This is a genomic window from Sulfodiicoccus acidiphilus, from assembly GCF_003967175.1.
GTDB classification, from domain to species: Archaea; Thermoproteota; Thermoprotei_A; order Sulfolobales; family Sulfolobaceae; genus Sulfodiicoccus; species Sulfodiicoccus acidiphilus.
The window spans coordinates 2,036,076-2,059,179 of sequence record NZ_AP018553.1 but is presented as its reverse complement, the minus strand read 5'-3'; the positions used below and the strand labels follow the sequence as shown (position 1 = coordinate 2,059,179).

21 protein-coding genes are annotated in these 23,104 nt (G+C 51.5%); 12 read left to right on the top strand and 9 right to left on the bottom strand.

Features of this window, described 5'->3' with window-relative positions; translation table 11 throughout:
- Position 1 precedes the first annotated feature (1 nt).
- Together HS1genome_RS13115 and HS1genome_RS13110 are read right to left on the bottom strand one after the other, a co-directional pair.
- Positions 2 to 514, bottom strand: coding sequence for an MFS transporter (locus HS1genome_RS13115; protein WP_269470943.1), 513 nt, complete (start codon positions 512 to 514; stop codon positions 2 to 4).
- Positions 508 to 1,113, bottom strand: coding sequence for an MFS transporter (locus HS1genome_RS13110; protein WP_126450985.1), 606 nt, complete (start codon positions 1,111 to 1,113; stop codon positions 508 to 510). The genes HS1genome_RS13115 and HS1genome_RS13110 overlap by 7 nt, the downstream gene beginning before the upstream one ends.
- Positions 1,114 to 2,038: 925 nt before the next feature.
- On the opposite strand from HS1genome_RS13110, the gene HS1genome_RS12155 reads away from it, so the two are divergent.
- Entirely contained in the window at positions 2,039 to 2,179 is a 141-nt protein-coding gene (locus HS1genome_RS12155; protein WP_158613810.1) for a hypothetical protein, read from the top strand.
- Positions 2,180 to 2,248: 69 nt separating this feature from the next.
- Positions 2,249 to 2,671 carry a Fur family transcriptional regulator gene (locus HS1genome_RS10355; protein ID WP_126451411.1) on the top strand — a complete coding sequence of 141 codons (423 nt, stop codon included), beginning with the start codon at positions 2,249 to 2,251 and terminating at the stop codon, positions 2,669 to 2,671.
- Here the strand turns inward: HS1genome_RS10355 and HS1genome_RS10350 are convergent.
- A complete protein-coding gene (locus HS1genome_RS10350; RefSeq protein ID WP_126450984.1) occupies positions 2,631 to 3,542 on the bottom strand; it encodes a nucleoside hydrolase in 912 nt (303 codons plus the stop codon). The two genes, HS1genome_RS10355 and HS1genome_RS10350, sit on opposite strands and share 41 nt — an antisense overlap.
- A 94-nt stretch (positions 3,543 to 3,636) precedes the next feature.
- Here HS1genome_RS10350 and HS1genome_RS10345 point away from each other — a divergent pair, with 94 nt between their 5' ends.
- Together HS1genome_RS10345 and HS1genome_RS10340 are read left to right on the top strand one after the other, a co-directional pair.
- Entirely contained in the window at positions 3,637 to 5,376 is a 1,740-nt protein-coding gene (locus HS1genome_RS10345) for an archaea-specific SMC-related protein (RefSeq protein ID WP_158613809.1), read from the top strand.
- 31 nt (positions 5,377 to 5,407) lie between these two features.
- Positions 5,408 to 6,232, top strand: a complete 825-nt coding sequence (locus HS1genome_RS10340; RefSeq protein WP_126450982.1) for an SMP-30/gluconolactonase/LRE family protein — start codon at positions 5,408 to 5,410, stop codon at positions 6,230 to 6,232.
- Here the strand turns inward: HS1genome_RS10340 and HS1genome_RS10335 are convergent.
- Positions 6,216 to 7,877: a thiamine pyrophosphate-binding protein gene (locus HS1genome_RS10335; RefSeq protein ID WP_126450981.1), complete on the bottom strand. Its 1,662-nt coding sequence runs from the start codon at positions 7,875 to 7,877 to the stop codon at positions 6,216 to 6,218. The two genes, HS1genome_RS10340 and HS1genome_RS10335, sit on opposite strands and share 17 nt — an antisense overlap.
- Positions 7,878 to 8,757: 880 nt before the next feature.
- Between HS1genome_RS10335 and HS1genome_RS13410 the strand changes: the two genes are divergently transcribed.
- Positions 8,758 to 8,964 carry an iron-containing alcohol dehydrogenase gene (locus HS1genome_RS13410; protein WP_126450980.1) on the top strand — a complete coding sequence of 69 codons (207 nt, stop codon included), beginning with the start codon at positions 8,758 to 8,760 and terminating at the stop codon, positions 8,962 to 8,964.
- A 347-nt stretch (positions 8,965 to 9,311) separates the two neighbouring features.
- On the opposite strand, the gene HS1genome_RS10325 is transcribed toward HS1genome_RS13410, so the two are convergent.
- Positions 9,312 to 10,418, bottom strand: coding sequence for an aminotransferase class V-fold PLP-dependent enzyme (locus HS1genome_RS10325; RefSeq protein WP_126451410.1), 1,107 nt, complete (start codon positions 10,416 to 10,418; stop codon positions 9,312 to 9,314).
- Positions 10,419 to 10,547: 129 nt separating this feature from the next.
- Here HS1genome_RS10325 and HS1genome_RS10320 point away from each other — a divergent pair, with 129 nt between their 5' ends.
- Both HS1genome_RS10320 and HS1genome_RS10315 read left to right on the top strand, forming a co-directional pair.
- On the top strand, positions 10,548 to 10,895 hold the full coding sequence (locus tag HS1genome_RS10320; RefSeq protein WP_126450979.1) for a hypothetical protein: 348 nt from the start codon (positions 10,548 to 10,550) through the stop codon (positions 10,893 to 10,895).
- 45 nt (positions 10,896 to 10,940) lie between these two features.
- Entirely contained in the window at positions 10,941 to 11,267 is a 327-nt protein-coding gene (locus HS1genome_RS10315) for a hypothetical protein (protein ID WP_126450978.1), read from the top strand.
- Here the strand turns inward: HS1genome_RS10315 and HS1genome_RS10310 are convergent.
- Positions 11,233 to 11,679, bottom strand: coding sequence for a hypothetical protein (locus HS1genome_RS10310; protein ID WP_126450977.1), 447 nt, complete (start codon positions 11,677 to 11,679; stop codon positions 11,233 to 11,235). The genes HS1genome_RS10315 and HS1genome_RS10310 overlap by 35 nt on opposite strands.
- A 1,017-nt stretch (positions 11,680 to 12,696) precedes the next feature.
- Here HS1genome_RS10310 and HS1genome_RS10305 point away from each other — a divergent pair.
- Complete coding sequence (locus tag HS1genome_RS10305) at positions 12,697 to 14,265, top strand: APC family permease (RefSeq protein ID WP_229768209.1); 1,569 nt, start codon at positions 12,697 to 12,699, stop codon at positions 14,263 to 14,265.
- Between the two features lie 43 nt (positions 14,266 to 14,308).
- Here the strand turns inward: HS1genome_RS10305 and glcV are convergent, their stop codons facing one another.
- The 3 genes from glcV to glcT are packed head-to-tail and all read right to left on the bottom strand — an operon-like array spanning position 14,309 to position 17,127.
- Positions 14,309 to 15,370: a glucose ABC transporter ATP-binding protein GlcV gene (glcV, locus tag HS1genome_RS10300; protein WP_126450976.1), complete on the bottom strand. Its 1,062-nt coding sequence runs from the start codon at positions 15,368 to 15,370 to the stop codon at positions 14,309 to 14,311.
- Between the two features lies 1 nt (position 15,371).
- The gene (glcU, locus tag HS1genome_RS10295; RefSeq protein ID WP_229768208.1) at positions 15,372 to 16,241 is read right to left on the bottom strand and encodes a glucose ABC transporter permease GlcU; all 870 of its coding nucleotides are present in this window, start codon (positions 16,239 to 16,241) and stop codon (positions 15,372 to 15,374) included.
- Positions 16,234 to 17,127 (bottom strand): glucose ABC transporter permease GlcT, encoded by an 894-nt coding sequence (gene glcT, locus HS1genome_RS10290; protein ID WP_126450975.1) that lies wholly within the window; start codon positions 17,125 to 17,127, stop codon positions 16,234 to 16,236. The genes glcU and glcT overlap by 8 nt, the downstream gene beginning before the upstream one ends.
- Before the next feature lie 268 nt (positions 17,128 to 17,395).
- On the opposite strand from glcT, the gene HS1genome_RS13105 reads away from it, so the two are divergent.
- The 4 genes from HS1genome_RS13105 (at position 17,396) to HS1genome_RS10275 (ending at position 23,086) form a co-directional block, all read left to right on the top strand.
- Entirely contained in the window at positions 17,396 to 17,845 is a 450-nt protein-coding gene (locus HS1genome_RS13105) for a M20/M25/M40 family metallo-hydrolase (RefSeq protein WP_269470933.1), read from the top strand.
- Positions 17,842 to 18,666: a M20/M25/M40 family metallo-hydrolase gene (locus tag HS1genome_RS10285; protein ID WP_269470932.1), complete on the top strand. Its 825-nt coding sequence runs from the start codon at positions 17,842 to 17,844 to the stop codon at positions 18,664 to 18,666. The genes HS1genome_RS13105 and HS1genome_RS10285 overlap by 4 nt, the downstream gene beginning before the upstream one ends.
- A 951-nt stretch (positions 18,667 to 19,617) precedes the next feature.
- Complete coding sequence (locus HS1genome_RS10280; protein WP_126450974.1) at positions 19,618 to 21,303, top strand: MFS transporter; 1,686 nt, start codon at positions 19,618 to 19,620, stop codon at positions 21,301 to 21,303.
- Positions 21,304 to 21,334: 31 nt separating this feature from the next.
- A complete protein-coding gene (locus HS1genome_RS10275) occupies positions 21,335 to 23,086 on the top strand; it encodes a chloride channel protein (protein ID WP_126450973.1) in 1,752 nt (583 codons plus the stop codon).
- The last annotated feature ends 18 nt before the right edge of the window (positions 23,087 to 23,104 follow it).

Below are 23,104 nucleotides of genomic sequence, written 5' to 3'. Positions count from 1 at the left end.
GTCACTTCAATCTCCAAAGGATGAGGGTCGCTAGCCCCGGCCCTAGGGCCACTATGGGAAACACGGTCCAATACATATTGGAGAAAGTGAGCACGGAACCCACTAGTATAGGCACCACCACCTGGCTAGCCTGAGAGACCGTGTTGGCGACTCCCATCGAAGTGGCAGTCAGTCCCCTCCTGTACTCAGCTATTATGGTGTCCAGCGGAGAACGGTAGGCAAAGGCTAAGAAGCCTAAGATGGACGTAGTCACCCACACCTCGGCACGTGGAGTGAGTGGAAACAGGAAGGCGGTAACGAAGAAAGCTGTAAGGAGGATGAGGGTAACCTTTCTCCTGGATCGCGTTAGGTCGGCCATTAAGCCCGCAACAGGTATAGAAAGGATCCCTACCGCACCGAAGAGGGTCACATATAGTCCAGACTGGGTGGCCGAGAAGCCGTAAACTAACCTCAGGAGGGTGAATAACCAAGTTGAGATCCCCCAGACCCCCCAGAGGCCGAAGAACCTCACCACCGACAACCCCAAATCCTCCTACTGAGGAGGAGAGACCTGGCAGAACTCTCTGGTCCCCTCCTTTCCGCCTTCAAGAAGTAGAACGGAACGGCCACAGCTCCGCAGATCGCAGCAACCGACAGATATACGTCCTGCCAAGGAGCGGTCGAGATGACTCTCGGGAGCAGTGCACCAGACAACAGAAGGACAGAAGGACCGGCCGATTCAAGTAGCCCTATTGATACGCTCTTATAGCTGTCCGAGTTTTCCACGACTAGCTTCATCGAAGCGGTGTAGGTGGCAGCCGAACAGAGTCCCATCACGAACATCCCCGACGCTGCCGTAAGTGCATTCCTACCCTCTGCGAAGAGAAGTGCTCCAACTGCTGTACCTAACATCTCCAGAAAAAGGATCTTGTATCCGTTTCTATCAACAAGGATACTCAGCGGTATGTTGCCACCCATGTATCCAACGTAAAATCCCGCTAACACCGCCCCACCTACTAAGTAGGTCCCTCCTATGGAGTCGAGGAAAGGCTTCAACGTGATCCCGTAGGCCAACCTGACGAATAGCTCTGGAAAGATGAGTACCCAGCCCAGCACTATGTAGGCCCACTTCATTTTCAATGCCTGATCTCACTTAGCTAAAAATATGTGGTTTTCAAACAATTACGCGGAATTGGAGCTAATGTGTGTGAAACTTATCTGGGAAACCCTTCGCGGAAAGGGCTAGTGACCTTCGGCAATTTTCTAGGACACCCTCCGACTTTACTTGAGGGACGAGGAACTAACGCCCACACCCTCCTGGAGTGGGGAGAATGGGCCCTTCAACGTGGAATGACCCCAACTCACCAGGGGTGTTCGAAGGAATACCGCAGCTGGAGTGAGGTGCGACAGGATCTATGTTGGTGAGCATGAACCTCCTGGGATGTCTGGGGCTTCGAGTAAGTCAGACCTATACAGTACCCTCAGTTACTATACGGTTTAACTTAACGTCGGCTGAAGGGGCGGAAGTCCCCTTCCGTGAGGGTGGACAACCTCCCTTATAGAAATGTTTTTATGATAATGAAAACAAATAATTCTTAGACCCTAACTGAAAGAGCTGGGTCGCACCCTCGGGACTGGGGAACTCAAGCCTGTAGATAGGAAACCCTCCGCAACCTCCCTTCCACGCTGTTCACAGAAAGGTTCCACGGAACCTCCGCTACGTAAGGAGATCGAGGTTCCTCCGAGGAGCGGGACTCACCGCGAGGACGCCCAGTCCATAAAGGCGTGGTAGTTCCCTTGGCTATCTCATACCAATCTTAAAACCCCGTTAGCCTGTTCCTCTCACGATAATCAGGAAATCACCACGCAGACCACTTTAAGGCGGTTAGAGGAGACAATAACAGAGAACGGGCTCGCGATAGTGTCTAAATAAACGCCCAAGAGAGGTTGAAGGCGACAGGCCTAGAGTGTGATTGGAATTTCGTTCTCGAGGGATTTATACCTCATTACGCCAAGAGGGTCTTCTCTGAATACATAAGCATTAGAACGGAAGCCTCCCTTGAGGATCTACGTCTTTGAATCTAAGGACTGGGTTTCGGTACAGTACTACGCCCCCATTGAGGTGTTCTCAGAATGGGGAATTGACGATATTGGAAGGGAGCTTAACCAGGTATTCGAGTCGATGCTGAGGGACCTATAGGTAACTTGAGGTCTCCTCACTCAAGAAAGTTTTAAATTGCTGTCAGTTGCAAATGACTACAGGTTAGGAATGGACTTAGCAGAGGAGCTGAGGAGCAAGGGGCTGAAGGTAACCCCTCAAAGACTAGCTGTGCTGAGGGTGGTGTCTTCTGGAGGACACTACACTGGGGAACAGATATACGAGATGTTGAAGAAGAGTGAGCCCGGCATAAGCCTCTCCACGATCTACAACTCCTTGGAAGCGCTCAGAGAGTCGGGTCTCCTTAACTCTTTCGAAGCGAGGGGAGTGACTTGGTACGAGTTCAGGAAGGAACCACACGCCAATGTTATATGTCTTGACACTGGTGAAATAGTCGACGTAGATGTCGACTTGAGTCAACTCACTAGTTCGATAGACTCCAAGGGAATGAGGACTAGGGGAGTGAACTTGGTCGTCTACGCCGAGTGCAGACCTAACGAGACAGCTCCCCAAGGAGGAGCCGACGGAAGGTGAGCGGATCACACCCCAATACTAGTTCAGCGTTGGCCTTCCTACCCGTGAGACCGTAGCTGTCAACCATCATAGCTCCTCTCGCCTCTGAGCAAGTCTCCACCGAAATGAACACCCTCTTTGACTCCTTCACTATCTCCGGGTGAGCAGCCACCATAACAGTGAGTGTATCTGGGTGAACGCTACCAGGGTTTCCCTGCGCCTTTGAGAACTTCCTCAGCGCATCGTTGACCTCGAGGAAGAACTTGGAGGTCTTGGTGTTAAGTCCTCCTATCTCCGTCCAAAGCTCGTCGTCAACTACGGCACACATCTCGGCGGCCTCCCAAGGAACTACGGTCACGTCGAAACCAGCACTGAGTACGATTGATGCTGCCTCGGGATCGACCCAGAAGTTGAACTCCGCTGACGGAGTCGTATTACCCCTCCAGAGCGCACCGCCCATTATCCAGACCTTGTTCACCCTGTCTACTAACTCGGGATCCCTCAGGTAGGCCAGAGCTATGTTGGTTAACGGGGAGACGGCAAGGACCTCCACGTCCTTGGGGTACTCCTTTGAAAGCCTAACGATCGCGTCGACTGCGTGTTCTTCCGAAGCTCTCCCCTTCTCTACCACGTTTAGCGAACCCATCCCGTTGGCTCCGTGTACCTCTGGGACGGTCCTCCACTTCCCCAGAATAGGCCTCCTAGAGCCAGGGTAGACGTCGGTGTTTAGCCCCAGCTCCTCGACTGTGAAAACCGCGTTCCTCACCTCTTGGAGGAAATCCACGTTTCCCGCCACAACTGTGACCCCGAGGAGGTGGAACCACCTAGACGCCAAAAACATGGCCACTGTGTCATCTGATGCAGTGTCCGAGTCGAATATGGCTTTCCTCACGTTAAAGCTTTCCGCTTTGCTGGTAAAAATGTCCCTATTAATTACAGTCTTCTGCACAAGACTTTTTAAAGTGAGAACAACCGTATTACATGAGATGGAGCTCAAAGTAAGGAACATAGGAGGACTCAGGGAACTGGACCTTAAACTGAGAAGGGGTATCAACCTATATACGGCGCCAAACTCCTACGGCAAGACCTCTTTGGCAAGGGCGATAGTTTCTCTCATGACCTCGAAACTACTTCCAGAGGATCTACTTAACGCTAGGGCTGACGAAGGGATAGTCGAGGCTAAAGTCGATGGCAAGACTTTCTACAGGAGGATATACAGGAGGGGAAGGCGATTAGTAGAAGAGAAGAAGCTTGTGATCGATGACGATAGGGCGGAGCTTCTTGGTTTCTTCTCCCCAGAGAATAGGTTGGTGTCTAAGTTGTTTGCGGGAGAGGAGGACCTCAGCTGGTTCCTGGCGGAAACCTCTAAAGTGAGCGAGATACTCTCGAAAAAGAACGAGATTGAGATAGAGCTTTCCCGTCTTAGAGAATCACACCAGGAATTGCTCAAGAAATACAAGGAGTCTAACGAGCTCATGTCTAGGATGAGGGCGTTGGAGGAAGAGATAGGGAAGCTTGAACGCGAGGAGGAGAAGGCGAGGTTGATGGGTGAGACAACGCAAGCACTCTCAGTGACCAAGACCAACAGGATGAACGATATAGACGCGAGGTTAAAGGCCAAGAGGATGGAACTGGAAGGAGTACAGAAGTCTTTGGCTAGGGTTGAGGAGTCGCTGAAGTCGCTGGAGGCCGCGCTGGATCCGAGCTATAGGGAGTCTATCACCTCGCAACTGAACCAGTTAGGGGAGGAAATAAACAGCAAGAACCTCAAGAGGGCTGAGCTAGAGGCGCAGGTGAGGGTGATAGAAAGGGCATTGGAGGAAGCTAGAGAGATGGAAAGGAAAGGAGTCTCCACCTGTTTCGTCTGCGGCTCTCACGTGGAACCCCAGACGTGGCAGGTGAGGATCGGAGCCATAGAGGCAGAGCTCAGGGAGCTCAACAGGTCGCTCCAAGCTGCTAAAGAGGAGCTGTCGAGGCTGTCGGATAGGAAGGCCCAGCTCGAGGGTAAGCTGAAGGAGTTAGAGAGGACAGAGTCCGAGGCAGCCTCTCTCAAAAGGAAAAGGATGGAATTTCAGGAGAGGGTGGAGACCCTAAACACCCAGATCGCAGATTTGGAGAGACAAAGGAGGGAACTTGAGGAGAAGTTGGCCTCCATCCAAGTAGTGCAGCAGGGCCCCTCCACCTCTGGGAGGATAGAACAGTTGAGGAAGGAACTCTCCTCCCTTCAGTATCAACTCCAAGAGGTCGGAGTACCTGGATCCGTGATGGAGAAGATGAGGGAGCTAGAGGAGGACATAAAGTCGCTTGAAGCCCGACTAGGAGAGCTTCAGGCAGAGTACGTCAGAAGGATGACTTCGGTGAGGGACGAGTTCTCGAGCTCGGTGAGGAAGGTCCTCTCAGACATGGGGTTCGACATGGAGGCGATAATAGATGAGAATCAGAAGTTGAGGGTGATGAGGGAAGGAGTGGAGCTGGATCTCAGGAAACTCTCTTCTTCAGAGAGGCTCACCATCGCCATGGTTTTGATACTAGCTGCAGCGAGATCGTACTTCTCTCCACCTTTCTTCGTGGTAGACGAGAGCTTCATGAGTTACGACCAAGCTAGGTTCAGGAAGGCTCTAGATCACCTTATGGGGATCTCTGAGTACATAGTAGTGACTAGGGCGGAGGAAAAGGTGTCGCTGGAACATCTACCACAAGTGGGAGAGATAGAGGCCAGGCAGTAAGAGTTTTAACCGAAGTAGTCCTCCTCCTCTAATGAGAAGATACATAGACATTAGATGCGAGCTGGCTGAGTCGCCACTGTGGCACGACGGAAGGTTCCTGTGGGTGGACATAAGGGCAAGGAGATTGTACGTTGAAACAGGGGAAGTGATTTCCTACCTCCCCTTCGATGGGCCAGTGAGCTCCGTGAACCCGTCGGTTGAGGATACCTACGTGGTGACAGTCTCACACGAAGTTCTCTTGATCAATATAAGGGACGGAGTAAGGACTAAAGTCGCCGAATTGAGGGAACCGGAGCGAACCAGATTCAACGACGCTAAGTGCGACAAGTGGGGGAAACTCTTGGCGGGGACGATGGATTTGGAGGAGAAAGAACCTCTGGGGTCCCTGTATTCCGTCGGGGGAGGGGAAACCAAAAAGTTACTGACTTCTCTGACCATATCTAACGGCATCGCTTGGGATCTAGATTACTCCGTAATGTATCACGTGGACACTCCAACTGGTAAGGTTTGGGCTTACGATTATGGGAGAGATGGAACTTTGTGGAACAGAAGGGTCGCTGTCGACATACCGGCTGGCACAGGCCTCCCGGATGGAATCACGGCGGACGAGGAGGGAATGTTGTGGGTAGCTCATTGGGGAGGTTCCAGAGTTTCCAGATGGGACCCCAAGAGGGGTCGCCTCCTATCTCAGTTACCCGTTCCTGCTAACAGAGTGACTTCCGTAACCTTTGGAGGACCTGAGCTGACGCAGTTGTTTGTGACCACTGCATCTGGAGACGATGGAGGTGGGTTCATTTACGTCGAGGAGCCAGGAGTCCGTGGAAGGCCCCCAGACTCCTTCAGGGTCTACTCTTAGCCGCGAAGTACCTACTCAGAGGTATTGGAATCGCATTAGGGTTCACCTTGACGTCTACTAAGCAAGGGGTCTTGGAGTTCAGGCACTGAGACACCGAGTCCTTGAGTACTCTCCTCTCCTCGACTTTCACACATTGGACTCCCAGGGAGTTTGCCAGTCCGCAGTAATCCGTGTTGTGAACGTAAGTCTCGTACGTCTCACCCCCATAAAGAAACATCTGCTGCATCCTGAGCACGTTCTGTAGACCATCGTCGAAGAGGATGACCGCGATGGGAATTCCATTGTCGGCCGCCGCGGCTAACTCGAAGCCTGTCATGTGAAACGCGGCGTCCCCTGTGAGCGCAACTACTTGGGACTCCGGGTGAGAGACCTTGGCACCTATGGCGGCTGGTATGGCGTAGCCCATTGATGTGAATCCAGTGGGGTTGATGTAGGTTCCTCCAGCGGGCACCCTTATCCTAAAAGACGCAACTTGGTTGGAACCAGCGTCACAAGTTATTACTGCTCCAGGTTCAAGAATGGAACCCACAGCATCAATCACGTCATCTGGGTTGACCTTCGACTCGTCGTACCCTATTGGTTTGACATCCTCTACCTCCTTCCTAGCCTTCTCTATTCTCTCCTTTCCACCGAAGCTCTTGACACCCCTCAGTGAGTTTACAAGGTCCTCCAGGAAGGCTCTCGCGTCCCCCACCAGGAAGAGGTCCGGTCTATAGACTTGGCTCATGGAGTCAGGATCTACATCAACTTGTATCAACCTCCCTCGTATTTTGAGGGACCACCCTCCAGTTCCTAGCTCTGGTAACCTGGTACCTATCGCGATCACTAGGTCACTTTCTTCAACTAGCCTTACGGCATCTGGGTCACCGAATGCACCGGCCCCTACTCCACCAAGGAAAGGGTGGTCTGGAGGTAGGCTACCCTTCCCTGAAATGGTGGTCACCACAGGTATCTCCAGTTTCTCGGCAAGTTCAGCCAATTTGTCCTGGGCCCTAGCCCTGATCACTCCCCCTCCTGCGAGGATCACGGGGGAGGAGCTCGAGAGCATTAGCGACGCCGCTTGGCTCACGTCGGCCCTATACTTGGTTGGTTGCTCCACTCTATAGCCGTACCACTCTCCCTCGCTCTCGAGGACGTCCTTCGGCAACTCCAAGTATACTGGACCTGGTTTTCCCTCCACTGATCTCCTGAAAGCCCTAGCTACTAATCTAGGAACCTGTTCTGGGGACTCGGCCCTCGCAGCCCACTTGGCTAGGGACTTGAAGGTGGATAGTATGGCGTCGTAATCTGGAGTCTCGTGGTAGTATCCTTTTCCACGGGTGCGCATGGGGGTCTGACCGGCCAGTATGACCATTGGAGCTCCCTCCACTCTCGCTTGCGCAGTTGCCACTGCCAACCCAAGTGCTCCTGGACCGGCCGTCACCACCGTTACCCCAGGAACTCCAGTCGACCTCCCGTACCCGTCGGCCATGAAACCGGCTCCAGGCTCGAACTTTGCCAGTACGTGTTTGATCTCTCTGTGTTTCGCCAGTTCCTTATAGATTGAGAGGACGTGAGTACCCGGTATACCGAAGACGTGTCTCACGCCTTGATGTGTGAGGGAATTAACTAGGGCCTCAGCTCCCGACACCCTATTCGAGCTCATCGCTTACATTAACCTGTACATCGTATTAATAGATATTCCTCGAGATCCCTCACCGGACCAGTAGATTTTTTCCATACCCTTCCACAATGTCCAACGTTTGGGACTGTACTAGAGGGTCTCGCAATAGCTTTCAGTTAGGGAGTGTCCACAATGAGTTGTGTACGTCCTCTATATCCAATTCCGCAGTAAACTTTCCATAGTAAACTACCGAGAATGTACTTTAGAGTCCTTCAGTGAAATGGAAGGTAGGTTTAGTTACCGTTTGTCCCCACACTTTCATTTCAACTTTACCTCAACATTCGCGATCGAGCGTAGGGACTTGGCCCTCAACCACCCACCAGATTTAACGGTGGGTCGTGGGACTCCTTCGAGCTCAACTGCACGGAACTCACACCTCCGCTATCACCCTCGCCCTTTTGGGCGTAGCCCACATAGACACGAGGGATCGTCTTTATCGCAAAATTTTAACATGATCAAATATAAAAAGGTTTCTTTTAACGTGAAAAAGGATTCAGCCCTGAGACCTCGGGGAACCCTCACCCTTTAGGGCGGGGAGGAGGTTAGAGCGAGGAGTTTAGAGAAAGGAGAACTAGCAAGTTGCGTTATTTCCTTAACTGGCGCAGATACGATCATAGGACCCTCTCAAAACGCGCCCTTTCGAGGAGCGGTAGACCTTAAGTGTTATTGCCGGTAAGTACGAAGCAGTGGTGTCCCTAGGTGGAGGGAGTGTGATAGATGGGGTTAGGGCCACCCCACCTTTCGTGGTACTCACGTTGCCATGCCTACCACACTGTCTGAGGCAGAACACACAGACTTCGGGGCCTCAGAAAGGAATGGACTAAGGCAGTTGTCAGGGCTGAGGAATCAGACCTAGTCGTCCTTGACTCAGCCTCCCTATCTGAGACCCCCTTATACCTCATTACTGGCGACAGGATTACGGGCTCTAGATCACAATATAGAGGCTTATTACTCCACTATGGCGCAACCGTTCGTTGACCTGTTGGTTGAGGGATCCTTCAGGAGGTTGATGGACAACTTATCCAAACTTCCCGCGTCTGCGGTCGTGGTCTACCGGCTGGTAGCTTAGGAGGCTTCCCCTTGCGAGAGGTATGGAGAGAGGATTGAATCACGTTTTCGGAATAAGTATTTGGACTAAGGTTTAACATTCCTCACGGAGTTACTTCTACTATTTCTTCGCCAGTTCCTCGAGGTCAAACTAAGTTCAGAAGCTGAAGTCCCTCGAGACCGGCACCACATACTACGACGAATTGGACAGGTTTCTCAGCAGGTTAAAGGTTAGGCCTAGGTTGAGGGAGTTCTTTGGGTTGGAGAACACTTTCTATGTAAGCACCACTATTAGCTGACCCTGCGAAACTCGAGCGATAACCCAGTAAAGACGAGTGTTGACCTAGCTAGGAACTTCATTTCTTCCGTCTATTGACCCGACCTCCTTACCCACTGGGAAATTAGCCTTACCGCCTCGTCCACCTCTCCCCTGGTGTTGTAGAAGTGAGTGGAGATTCTTATGCCACCCCCTCTGGGGGAGACTACGACTCCGTTGGCCAACATGTGACGCGATAGCTCGCTATTCTTGGGGGCCATCACCACCGTGATACCCGCTCTCTTCCTCATTGGAGTCACTACCTCTAACCCCTCCTCCTGGGCTCTCCTATTAGCGTACCCAGATAGGTCATTGACGGCTTGTAACACTTCAGAGGAGTTCTCCTTGATGAATCGAGCTGCCCTCGCCATAGCAAGGTTCGCGGCAACGTCAATTGTCCCTGGTTCCAACCTCCTAGGTCCGGACTCTATCTCGAAGTTAGTCGCATCGTAGGACTCGAAGTTCTTAGATGTCCTCCAGCCGTAAAACGGTGGGTCCCCCAGCAATCCCTTTCTGACGTATATGAATCCAGACCCCTGAGGCGACATTAGCCACTTATATCCTCCCGCAACTGCGAAGTCAGCCTCCATTTCCCTTACGTCCACATTCACAGCACCGACGCTCTGAATAACGTCGACCACGATCAAGGCTCCCTGGGAATGTGCCTCTCTCGCCAACCTCTTCACGTCTACCACGAGTCCAGTATTGAAACCTACGTGGCTCACGGCCACTACTCTCGTCCTGGAGTCGACGTGGCTTAGGACAGAGTCCTCAAACGTCTCAACGTTTGGCTTGACGATCCTTACTTCCACCTTCCTTTTCAGTTTCAGCCAGGGGAACACCACTGTAGGAAACTCGAGGGAGTCGGTGACTACGTTGTCGCCCTCCCTCCAGTCCAAGCCATGAACGATGAAGTTGAAGCCGTAGCTTGTATTAGGAACGAACGCTACCTCATCCCAGCTTGCGCCTATTAACTTGGCCACGTCTTCCCTCATCGACCTGAAGTCGTCTTCTTCTATTCTATTTACTTCCTCCGTTCCTAGTTCGCTCACGTTCCTTAGGTACCTCTCGGCTTCCTCCAAAACGAACAGAGGAGGAGGAGATATTGCCGCGTGGTTCAGGTACTTGTACCTCCTGGTTACTGGGAATTGTTCCCTCATCTCGACTCCTAGGTTCACTTGGTTCAGCCCTCCTAGACTACCGACGTATATCCTTCATCTCCTTAAATAGGGTTTCTATCGATTTCTCACAACCGAATTTTATAAAGGGAGAGGAGAGAAAGGTGAAGAGTGAAGTTAAGTTCCCTGTGCTTGGCAGGTGCCGCTGCGTCCGTCCTCCAGTTCCTCTTTGGGGGAGGGATGGTATTATTCGGTGTATCCACATTTCTGCTCGTGCCTCACGTTCTCATTGGGATCGTCCTCCTCGTTCTATCGGTCTTGGCATGGAGTTTGGCCCGTTCACCAGTACTGAAGAGAATGGCGATCGGAAACGTAGCGCTCGTGATTATTACTGGAGGCCTGGGTGTTTTCGTCTACCTCCACGAGGTTCCGTGGGTTATCTTGCTTCACCTTTTCCTCGCTCTGGGTCTGCTCTCTAATTTCTCTGTGATGTATGGTATGACAACTGAAAGAAGATAATCTAACTAGAGAAAAAGTTATTAAACACCTCTTCCAACGAATTCCGTGATAGTGTTTTACGCCATAGGGGAGAGGGAGAAAGCTAAGGAACTCGTCAGGATAGTCACCAAGACGCGATGGAAGACTATATCTAAATATGCCGTGAAGGTTTCTAGCTCCTCCTTGGGACCTACTGTCATAATATTCAGGCCTACCATGGCTGGGCTTGCAGTGGCCCTCTGGCTGAAACAGAGGGCCGACGAGCTGCAGATGATGTCGGCGGTTGGATGGTTCCAGCCAGTTGAAAGCTACCCAGACAAGGTAGTGAAAGCTGCAGAGGCAGGATTGAGGAGAGGACTCATGTCCGCCCTTGACGTGCCTTGGTCCCCGTGATCTCCTCTAGACGAAATTCCAAAGCTTCTATCAAAGCTTCTAGCTCGGAAGGAGTGAGCTCCCTGTATCGCTTCTTGAGGTCCTTGAAGTAATCCTTCTTCCATTTTTTGTAGTCCTTCAGATCGGTTCTGGCCTGTACCTCACGGAGCTCTCTTAGGAAGGGTTCGCTGGAAAGCCTGTTAGCGTAGTCCTCCACGCTCTTGCATTCATCTATCGACCTTGCGAGTGTCAGTGCCTCCTCGCTCACTTTGGGAACGCATTCCTCGGGGATCTGTGTAGAGAGCGAAGCCATTACTTTCACCGCTTTCACATACGCCGGGCTACAGGAGGAAACGAACTTCGGTATGCATGGGAACGAGGCGCTCACGTTACTCTTTACAACATTGACCCAGTATTCACACTCAGAGTTCACAACACCGATTTTTCACGCTAGGTTAATATACTTTGTACACCGGAGACTTTACGTTAGTTAAACACACGAACGTTGAGGAGTGTGCAGCGATGAGTTCTTTGGTGTTTTTGAACTACTCGACTGTGCACAGAACGACAGACGTAAACCTGAAACCCACGAGGATTATCCGAATACGAGCATTTCCCTAAGGGCAGGCAGGAGGTCAGACCCATCAATTCGACCACAGTTTGAGGTAAAATAGGTGTGGAAGAACCCGGTGGGCGGCCAGGAGTTCGAAAAGTATGTGACGCAACGTATCGACCACTCTCGCCCCGCCTGCGAGCATCAATTAAACCTCTCCGTCTAGGTGGGGTTAATCCTCATCGCCAGAGACACCGTCCGTGAGGGGGCGGGGTAGTTTACTACGTGGTCCCCCGAGCGGAGGGCCCTTCGCGGGGAACGCTAACTCGTCACCTGGCTCTTGAATGCAATCGTCAGTCTAACTCCACCTGTCGTTTTCTAGTTGGGGATGATGAACTCCGTGAGGTAAGTTAGCACGGCGATCCATGAGCCTAAATCACACATTTGATGAAAGAAACTCCCATCTTTCAGGGTAAAGGTTAAAATTCAACGTAAAATCTATTTTTAAGCGAAACTAACGATCCTTCGACACGATGGGAGAGAGGGAGTAGTTCAACTTCTCTCCTCCTAGTAGATTTAAGGAAGTTCAACGGAAAGGGCGACTAAGGGATCTCGACCCACCAACCAAGGAACTCTTGGGTTGCTCAACCTCTAACATAGGCTCAAGCTGGATCGGCGCTAAGACTGAGAACCCCTTGGGAGAGAATCCCTCTAGGACAGGGAGTTGCCAGCTCGACTAAGTTCCCTAACACCCTGCAATCTAGTTCTCCCTTAGCCCGTGATATGGGTCAAATGCTCTTTTTCCATCTTCAAAAAGCTTATATATTATTAGGGTTTCCCTAAATAGCTGTGAACCCTGAATGAACTCAAGCTCGACGCAAGGAGAGGTGTACGTACGTGAGTGAGTCTAAGCAAGTTCCGCGACTTAGGAAGGGAGCTGTTGGGGTGCTGGAGGGATTAGCTCAGGAGATAGCCGCTATGGCTCCAGCCTGCGATACTGTGGCGTTTATGACGGCAGCGGCAACAGCCGCCTTCGTGTTGACACCTGCGGCCTTCCTAATAGCCATGCTCACCATGTACTTGGAGGTCAATACACTTTACCATCTGTCTCGGAGGCACGCTAGCGCTGGAGGGTATTACGGTTACATAGCGACGGCCTTCGGTCCTCTCCCAGCCATCGTGAGCGGTTTGGTTTACGTGCTCTACCAAGTGGCAAGTACTGCAGCCATACCAGTTTACGTAGGAGGAGTCGTGATACCAGGCGTTCTTCAGTACTTCTTCAAGCTCTCTCTTCCTGGTTGGACTTGGGTGCCTCTCGTAGTGGCTTTCGTTGTAGCTCCGATAGCTCTAAGTGCCTTCGGAATAAGGCCTCAAATGAAGTACGTGAAGTACGCAGCGTTAACTGAAGTGGCGTTCTTGGCAGTGACCTCTGCCGTCATAATAATTAAGGCACCTGACAACACGCTAGCCGTATTCAATCCGTTAGCTTGGTCCTCCGTTTACGGTAAGCGATTCAGCCTCGAAGGTGGTCCCTTCGCCGCACTAGGACTGGGAATGATATTTGGCATCACTAGCTTCATAGGCTACGGGGGCTCGGCCCCCCTAGGAGAGGAGTCAAAGAGCTCTAGGTCCATAACGAGGGCACTCACAATGGGGGTTCTATTAGTAGGTGCCGTGTTAACAGAAGTGGCCTACGCTTTGACAGTGGGATGGGGTGTAGACAGTATGGTAAGTTTCGCTAACTCCAATATCCCTGGGATAATTGTATATACGGAGTACATGGGTGTAGCCGGAGGGCTCCTTCTGGCCCTCTTCGCTTTAAACTCTGCCTTCTCCGACAGTGTGGCGATGCAGTCGAATGCGGGGAGAGTGTACTTTGCGATGGCTAGGGACGGCGTGCTTCCGAGGAGTTTCTCCAAGATCCACCCAAAGTGGCTCACTCCATCTACCTCCCTTTGGTTCATAGGCGCGACTTCCAGCGTCTTAGCGGTACTATCGGGCTTCATCATAGCATACTTCACCGGTGTCTCGCCTGTCACAATGCTCACCTCGCCGGCGACAAGCACGGCCGTCTTCAATGCCCTTACAGACGGATTCGAGTTCCTCACCACAGTCGCGTTGGTCGGGATGATAGTTGCTCATTTCCTCTTAAACACTTCTGTCATGACGTTGTTCTATAGGCTTAAGGAGAGACATTCCGGCCTGAAGAAACTCCTTCATCCGATTCAGCACTACGTCCTGCCGGGAGTGGCCACAGTGGTTTTCGCCTTCGTGCTCTACGAGTCGGTTGTGCCGCCTATTTTCCCGTATACACAGGCGGTGTTCGTCTCCGCGCTCTTCCTATTGTTCTCGTTGGGATACGGACTTTGGATTAAGCGTAAGAAACCTGAGGTCTACGTGAAAGCAGGGAGGAGGGTGAATATCGTAGAGGAGGAAATGAGGGAAACAGCTAAGGAACGGACTTAGCTTTATAAGGAAGTTTTAGCTCTAAAATAAATCCATTCTATTTCTATTTTCTAAAAATTTTCACTTTCTCTGGTCTTACATACAGAAGAGCGATGGAGTTTATGTCCATTGGTCTGTCTGAGTTAACGTAGAGCTCCACCCTATCGTCTTCAATGGGTGAAACCACTAGCCTGAACGAGCTGCCGGTGTAGCTAGACACCTTCACTCTGACTTTCCCGAGGCTCACCATTCCAGGCACCTGGTCCTCCGACACCTTGAGGTCTTCGGGTCTCATCCCCACTTTGACCTCTCCCTCATCTAATCCCTTCACCTCAACCGTTCCATTCAGGACCTTCAGCTTTCCACCCTCCACTTGACCGTCCAGTTCGTTTATCTCACCCACCAGCCTGGCGACCCTAGCTGAGACCGGTGAGTCGTAGAGTTCTATTGGACTGCCTACCTGTGCGAAGTTGCCATCTAGGAGCACTCCAGCTACGTCGGCCACCGAAAATATATCCGCTGGATCGTGGGACACAACTATGGCCGTGACACCGAACTCTTTCTGCACCTTCTTCACTAGAGCCCTAGCACTGTCCCTTATCCTCGCGTCTAAGTTGCTGAAAGGTTCGTCCAACACTAGAAGGGAGGGATCCTTAGCTAATGCCCTCGCTAGGGCTACCCTCTGTTGTTGTCCCCCAGAGAGCTCCCGTGGATACCTGTCCAAGACCTTCTTTATGTCCAAGACTTCAGCAATTTCCTCTATCTTCTTCCTGAGTTCTTCCCCCTTTCTGTTTTTCACAGCAAACGCGATGTTATCGTAGGCCTTCATGTTAGGGTAAAGGGCCCACGATTGGAATACCATCCCTATGTTCCTCCTTTCGGGTGGTACGACTATCCTATTAGAAGTTGAGACGAGTTTGTCGTCGAAGTAAACGTCTCCACTAGTGGGCACCTCTAGGCCGGCTATTATCCTCATCAATGTGGTCTTCCCAGTGCCACTTGGTCCCAGTATTCCCATGCATGCGCCCCTCTCTATGACAAGGTCTACTCCCTTAAGCACCTCCACTGGTGTCTTTCCTTTCCTGAAGGTCTTAGTCACCTTGGAAACTTTGACTGTAACTACCACCTCACACCGCCCCCTTTCCTCCTGTACCCAATGTCACCAGTCCTCTGATGAAGTACCTCCCAAGGAATATAAATATTAATAATGGTATAATAGACGCGAGGAAGGCCGCGGCGAAAGAGTCGTTGTACAGAGTTCCGTAGCCTCCAGTGAAGGACTCAACGGCCACTGGTATGAGGGTCTGTTTGGCCACGTTAAAAAGGACTAGAGGTATGAAGAAGTTGTTCCACATCTCAATTATATTGAATATTAGGGTGGATATCAGACCGGGAACAGTGAGTGGAACTACTATTTTAAAGAACGTCCTAAGGTCGCTACTCCCGTCTATCCTCGACGCATCTATTATGTCCCGAGGAAGGACGGCCATGAACATGGACATGAGGAGGGCCGCGGTTGGGATGTAAAACAGGGAAAAGGCGAATATCACTCCTCCGTAGGTGTTGAGTAATCCCCAGTTTGCCTCTATTCTAGTTAAAGGGATCACGACAGCTTGGTAAGGCATGAAAGTCGCCAGGGCTATCAGGGAGAAGATTGTGTTGCTTAGGATGCCCAGGGATTTGCTCTTCGACGTTGACAGTATGTAGAAATAATAGGCGGCCATGGCACCTATGAACGTAGCGATCACGCTGACTGGTATCACTACTATGATCGAGTTGAGTAACGGAACGTTTAACTCGCTCCAGACTGAGGCGAAAGCCGCAAGCGACGGGTGGAGAGGAGGAATGAAGACCGGGGTTGAAGTGACGTCGAATTCGCTCTTCAAACCATTTATAGCCATCGCGTATATGGGTACTACCCAGGCGACCACGAAGATAGCCAGAATAAGCTGGTGAAGGAAGGCCTTCGCAGTTGGACCTATTCTGAACTCACTCACGCCTTACCCACCTCTTCAAGCCCAATAAGGCGAACGGAATCACGACGGCGGCCGCAATCGCCGTCACGAGCGTTGCGATCGCTGTGGACTCGGCGAAGAATTCTGTGGTGTCGAGATAATACATGTATATCACCCCCGTCTGAAGCGAGACGTTAGTTGGCCCTCCGCTGAGGACGAAAGGCAGGCTGAATATCTTGAACGAGAACAGGAAGAGGAGGGCAGTGGCTACTATAACTCCTTGTGAGGAGTTAGGAAGGAGAACTTTGAAGAACGTCCTCAGAGATCCTACACCGTCCACTCGTGCGGCCTCAATTAAGCTCTTGTCAACGCCCATAAAGGACGCTAGGTAAAAAAGTACGGCAAGGCCGGTGTAGGCCCACACCGTAACAAGGAACATGCTGGGGAAGGCTGTAGCTGTTGACGACAGCCAAGGAAGGGCAGGGAGTCCGATCCTTACCAGCAACCAGTCTATCCCGATCTGTAAGTTGAACAGCCACAACCATATTACGCCGTTGACTGCCATCGATATGGCTAAAGGTGCGATAAATATGGAGAGATAGACCGTCCGAAGCTTCGAGCTCTTAACGAAGTACAGTAGTCCAGCGAGGAAGATTCCTAGCAAGTTCCCAACGAGGATGAGCCCCCCTGAGAGTTCGAAGGAGTGAAGGAAGGAGCTCCTGAAGAACAGAGTCGACATCGCTTGAGCGTATGTTAAGAAACCAACGAACTGGGGAACAGAGTGGAAGAGCGACCAGTCCGTGAAAGAGTAGTAGAGGTTCCAGATCACGAGATAGAGTAGTATCACGGAGAGAGCCGCGGTTGGTACGACTAGGGCTGCCTTGTTTAGGGCTGACCTAAGCCTGGTGCTACTTTCCGAGCTCTCCATAAGTTTAGTATTATGGAGGACATTAAAAGTCCTATCCATACCTGTGAAGAAAAGACACAGAATTCCTTGTTCTGTCTCCAAGGGCTAGGTTTTTCACCTAGGCCCCCACGTGTGGAGGTGAAGAGATCTCGATGGGCCTCTACCAATTCACGTCCCTAAAGTGATGGGGAAGGAACGTGAGTTTACCATCACTTATCCTTTGTAGCAATATCCGTTTTGTACCAATACCAAGAGTCTCAACTTTTAAACTTGGCTTGCAAGCACCCTTGTGGACGATCTACTAGCGTTCCTGAGGATAGACACGCAGTCGGCTAAGGGAAAGGGGGTCGAAGGTGCGAAGTTCCTCCAAGACTATATGCAGAGCAACGGTATTGAGGCGGAGTTGGTAAAGCATAAGGCAGTCAACCCGTACGTGTTGGGGGAGATCAACGTCGGTGCACCTAAGACCTTGCTCATCTACAACCACTACGATGTTCAGCCGGTGGAGCCGCTAGAGAAGTGGGAGACAGACCCTTTTACCCCAACCTTCAAGGAGGACAAGCTGATCGCTAGAGGAGTAGCTGACGACAAAGGTGCTCTAATGGCAAGGCTCGAAGCTGTGTCAGAGCTCAAGAAGGAGGGTAAACTCAAAGTCAACTTGAAGTTCTTGTACGAGGGGGAAGAGGAGATAGGTAGTCCTCACATGCCTTCTTTTCTCCCGAGTACGCAAAGAGGTTGAAGGCCGATTATATATTGTGGGAGGGAGCAGGAAGGGGACCCAACGGCGCACCACAGGTAGTCTTGGGAGTCAAGGGTCTACTCTACGTCCAGATAAGCGCAAAGACACCGAAGGATCTTCACTCAATGTACGCTCCTATAGCTAGGAATCCAGCGTGGGAGTTGCTCGACTTCCTGAGAGAACTGCGTGGGCCGGACGGTAGGGTTAACATACCAGGTTTCTACGACGATATACTTGTCCCACCGTCGGTAGAGGGACTTACGGCTTCCAAACTAGGCATAGACCTACGGCTGATGAAGGAAGCCTTGGGATACGAAGTACAGGACGACTTCCTCGTCAAGTTGGTCCGGGATCCTACCTGCAATTTGGACGGAATTCAGTCCGGCTACACTGGGGAGGGTAGTAAGACTGTCATACCTTCCCACGCCTTCGTGAAGCTGGACTTCAGACTAGTTCCTAGACAGCAACCCAAGGTGGTCTTGGCGGCACTGAGAGAGATGGTGAAGAAGAGAAACCTAGAAATGATGGTTCTTGGTGAGGAGGAGCCTTTCAGGACGTGCGAAGACAGCGAGATCGCCAAGGCCCTTATCGATTCGGCAAGAGAGACCTTCTTTATGGAACCGCTTGTACTTCCCAACAGCCCCGGTACAGGACCCATGGCCTCCGTAGCTAGGACTTTGGGTATTGGACAAATAGCGGATGGAGTTGGGCCGGACAATCCTGGATCCAATATACACTCTTTCAACGAATTCATATATAAGAGGGATTATAGGCTTTGTAAGGAGTGGATGGTGAACCTACTGAAGAGGCTGGGAGTCTGATCACATATCCGACGAGGTGCATGGGAGGTCGCAGATGTCTTCCCTCGAAAAACACTCCGATGAACGCGAGTTTACAAAAATGGAGGTTGAAGGGCCTCACTGGTGTACGGACGCTCCCTCGTTTAAATGTTGTTTTTCACTTTTTCAGCGACGGTACCGAAGTCCTTCCCCAGCCTGATCGAGGGCTCAATGGAACTGAGTAAGGGCCCAACTAACACCTCTACATTATTTCATCGTGGAATCCAGAGGCATTCAACAAGGATCCCTTCCTGGTCATTTGGAAGAGCTTCTCTGACTCCCCTCGACTGCTTCTCAAATTGGGGGACGTAAGCCCGAACCGATGAGGGGAACTCTCTCGGGGGAAGTCATTGGCATCGGACGAAGGAAGTTAGATGATGGGTGGAGTCTCTACGACAAGGGAGCTAACAGAGCCCGAATGCGCGGCTTCACGGGGTGAACAAGCCTAGATCCTTCATACCTTATTTACTTCCCTTAAAAGAGAAAGCTGGAAAGGAGTGTCAGCGCTTCCCTCGAAGGGCCCGTGGAATCGATAAAACCAACAATAAAACTCAGTCTCTATTGCTCACCTCCTCAAGTTGAGGTTCTCCACATTCGATTGAGACGTAACTCGGAATATGGATGGTGGTAACAACTCTGAAGGAAGAAAGCTGGACGGCGGAGATGGAGTCGGCATCACGGCAACCTAGACTTAGTGAAAACCTCTCGCAGTGAAAACATAAGGATAGTATGGACAGAATTCCCTAGGATGAGGGGCAATCCTCATGGGTCACCTTAAGGACTCGAATAAGGTTTTATCTGAAGTTCTCGACACCGAAAGTGAAGAACCGAACCTACACGATTCAGTTCTAGGGAAACTCTGGACTTAAATACATGAAGACGCTAAAGAGCTGGTAAGAAACCCTTAAAATCGATCAGGAGCAGCGCCATATTATGGTCCAGTACAAGTGGATTGCTCTCTCTAACACCACGCTGGGCACCATGATGGCCACTATTAACTTCAGCATAGTCATAATTTCCATTCCAGCCATATTCAAGGGGATACAGCTGAACCCCCTAGACTCCTTCCAGTATTTACTTTGGTTCCTCTTTGGTTACAGCGTCGTCATATCAGCTCTCGTAGTCACTCTAGGTAGACTCTCAGACATGTACGGCAGGGTCAGGGCCTACAACCTAGGGTTCGCAATTTTCACCACTGCCTCCCTCCTCCTATCCATTACACCCAACGGAGGCACACTAGGAGCTCTCGAGCTCATAGCGTTCAGGGCAATTCAGGGACTTGGAGGAGGTCTCCTCTTCGCGAACAGTGCTGCTATAATAACCGACGCCTTCCCCGAACAAGAGAGAGGGAAGGCCCTAGGTATAAACCAGATATCTGCAGTAGTTGGAACTCTAGTAGGTCTGGTGTTAGGAGGAGTGCTATCGGTCTTGAATTGGAGGTACGTTTTCCTCGTAAACGTCCCATTTGGAGCAGCAGGGACGATGTGGTCCTACCTCAAGTTGAAGGAACTCTCGACTCCCAGGAGACAGCGGATAGATGTGGTGGGAAACCTCCTATTCAGTGGAGGTCTCGTATCTCTTCTAGTGGGTGTAACTTACGGTCTCCTCCCATATGGAGGGGCTCCCATGGGATGGGGAGACCCATTGGTGTGGATTGCAATGGGCCTCGGAGGAGCCCTCCTAGTTGGTTTCCCGTTCGTCGAAGCGAAGACGAAAGAGCCGATGTTCAGAGTGGAGTTATTCAGGGATAGGTCGTTCGCGGCAGCAAATGCAGCAGGACTCCTCAACTCCATGGCTAGAGGAGGCGTCCTAGTTCTCCTGGTTTTACTGCTGCAAGGGGTTTGGCTACCCCTCCACGGCTACAGCTTTCAGACCACCCCGTTCTGGTCAGGCATATACTTAATTCCCATGACTGTAGGCACGGCGGTTGTGGCTCCCTTTGGAGGGATCTTAACTGACAAGTATGGTCCGAGATGGGTCGCCACTGGAGGAGCATTGACCGTGGCTGCGGCCTTTGTGGCGTTGATGTTCCTCCCCTACGACTTCCAGTACCCCACTTTCGCTCTGATCATATTCGCGATGGGTGTAGGCAATGGATTCTTTGGCTCCCCTAACACAGCCGCCATAATGAACTCATCGCCAAGGGAACACAGGGGGGCAGCGTCTGGAATGAGAGCCACCATGTTTAACGTGGGGCAGACGGTAAGTATAGCTGTGTTCTTCACCGCGGTTGTCCTAGGTCTTAACTCCACCCTTCCACAGGCCGTTGCCGCTCACGTTACTGCGGCAGGGGCCCCCCAGTTGTCTGTTCCCTTATCTAGAGCTCTTTCTCCAACTGGAGCTGTTTTCGCCACTTTCCTCGGGTACAACCCGTTGCAGCAGATTCTGGCCTCTTTACCTGCTTCCCTTACTTCAACGTTGTCCCCCACCGTAACCGCCACCCTTACCTCCAACACTTTCTTCCCTGAGATGGTAGCCGGTCCAATGACTTCCTCCTTGGACCTTGCTTTCCTAGTTAGTGCGGTGCTCTCTGCTGCGTCAGCGCTTCTTTCCTCCGTCGTAAAACGAAAGGTAGGTGGCGTGATTGAAGTTAAGGAAGTGAGAGCTGCAGCCAGGTAGATTTTTAGCTTCTACCTATTCAGACTAACTCGTGAACCTCAGGGACCTACCTTACTTCGAGCGCTGGTTCATCGTAGGGCTACTAATTGGGGTCCTCGCAGCTACTGGAGCGTTGGCACTCTATTTTGGCATAAAGTTCTTCGAAGAGTTGCTCTTAGGAGACGTCCTAGGAGTTCAACTACCACACCCCGTAGGAGAAGGGGGTCCCTTGAACTTCGTTTACTCCCCCACTAGGTACATTTTCCTACCCCTTGTAGTAGGCCTAGGAGGTGCGGTCTCAGGACTGCTTACCTACACCTTCTCTCCTGAGGCAGCCGGAGGAGGTACGGACTTCGCCATAAATTCCTATCATAAGAACAACGGTAGAGTAAGGTTGAGGGCAGTGCCGGTGAAGCTGCTGGCCTCGGCCGTAACCATAGGTAGCGGCGGAAGTGGGGGCAGAGAAGGCCCAACCTCCATGATAGTTGCCGGGCTTTCGTCGAACTTGATCAACTTCCTGAGATTGGGGGCAGAGGACAGGAGGAGAGCTGTGGCGATCGGGATAGGGGCTGGGATAGGGACCATATTTAAGTCACCCATAGGAGGCGCGATCCTCGCCGGGGAACTCCTCTACAAAAGGGATATAGAACCAGAAGTGATTTTCCCTGCGGTTGTGGCCTCTGCGGTGGGCTATTCCATATTCGGGGTCGTCACAGGCTTCGAGCCGATCTTCGGCTACTACCTCCAACCCTTCTCTCCTCTAAGATTACCGCTTTACGCATTTCTAGGCGTAGTGACGGGTGGAATGTCCATCTTCTACGTGAAAACAATGGAGCTATTCACTTCCAGATTCAAGGCACTCAGGACGTCAAGATACGTTAAACCCGCCATTGGAGGACTCGCCGCTGGAGCTTTGGCCTTGGGGTTCCCAGAGGTGATGGCTAACGGCTATGGGTGGGTTCAGATCCTCATGGACGGCAAGTTCGGCGATATTCCTACGTATGGAGTTCCGCTCCTTCTAATATTAATCTCTCTTCCTTTCGTAAAGGTAATTTCTACTTCCTTCACTGTGGGGAGCGGTGGAAGTGGAGGGGACTTTGCGCCAGGAATAGTGATAGGAGCCTCTACCGGGGCAGTCTACGGGTACGTCCTCCACTTACTTTTACCCTCCGTGGTCCCTTCCGTCGCTCCCTTCGTCATAGTGGGAATGCTCTCATTATTTGGAGCTGCCGCTAAGGCACCACTATCGGTGACACTCATGGTGGTAGAGATGACGGGAGGTCTGCAGTTGCTTCCGGGTATGATGATAGCCGTAGCAGTGGCATACCTCCTCTCAGGGGGAAATACGATATATGGATCCCAAGTACCTACTAGACGAGACTCTCCAGTCCACGCGGGAGAATACAACGTTCCCCTCCTCAGAAGTATCAGGGTTTCTGAGCTCCAGCTCAGAGACACAAAGCTACTGTCGACCATGGGATCTTCCGACGCTAGGAAGGCGATTCAGGACTCCGGCCTCTTCTCTCTTCCAGTGGTCGACAATGAAGGCAAGTTCCTCGGTTCAGTATTCCTCTCAGAACTACCGGCTTCAAAGGAGCCCGTAGTTAACTTCGTCAGGAGCGGCGTGAGCTACGTTAATCCATCGTCTACAGCGGAAGACGCAATGGAGGTCATGGTTAGGTCTAAGTCGAGGTGGGCTCCTGTTGTCGAGAAGGGAGTTTATAAAGGCATAGTCACCTTGGATGACGTGCTTACCGCTTACGACAAGAAACTAAGGGAAATGAGCGTGAAGGAGAAGACTTAAGGGGCCAGTGCTCGCCTT

Excerpts from the sequence above, each read along its gene's own strand:
- HS1genome_RS10280 (WP_126450974.1), top strand. The coding sequence starts at position 19,618 with ATGGTCCAGTACAAGTGGATTGCTCTCTCTAACACCACGCTGGGCACC.
- HS1genome_RS10355 (WP_126451411.1), top strand. The coding sequence starts at position 2,249 with ATGGACTTAGCAGAGGAGCTGAGGAGCAAGGGGCTGAAGGTAACCCCT.
- HS1genome_RS10340 (WP_126450982.1), top strand. The coding sequence starts at position 5,408 with ATGAGAAGATACATAGACATTAGATGCGAGCTGGCTGAGTCGCCACTG.
- HS1genome_RS10325 (WP_126451410.1), bottom strand. The coding sequence starts at position 10,418 with ATGAGGGAACAATTCCCAGTAACCAGGAGGTACAAGTACCTGAACCAC.
- HS1genome_RS10335 (WP_126450981.1), bottom strand. The coding sequence starts at position 7,877 with ATGAGCTCGAATAGGGTGTCGGGAGCTGAGGCCCTAGTTAATTCCCTC.
- HS1genome_RS10345 (WP_158613809.1), top strand. The coding sequence starts at position 3,637 with ATGGAGCTCAAAGTAAGGAACATAGGAGGACTCAGGGAACTGGACCTT.
- glcT (WP_126450975.1), bottom strand. The coding sequence starts at position 17,127 with ATGGAGAGCTCGGAAAGTAGCACCAGGCTTAGGTCAGCCCTAAACAAG.
- HS1genome_RS13110 (WP_126450985.1), bottom strand. The coding sequence starts at position 1,113 with ATGAAGTGGGCCTACATAGTGCTGGGCTGGGTACTCATCTTTCCAGAG.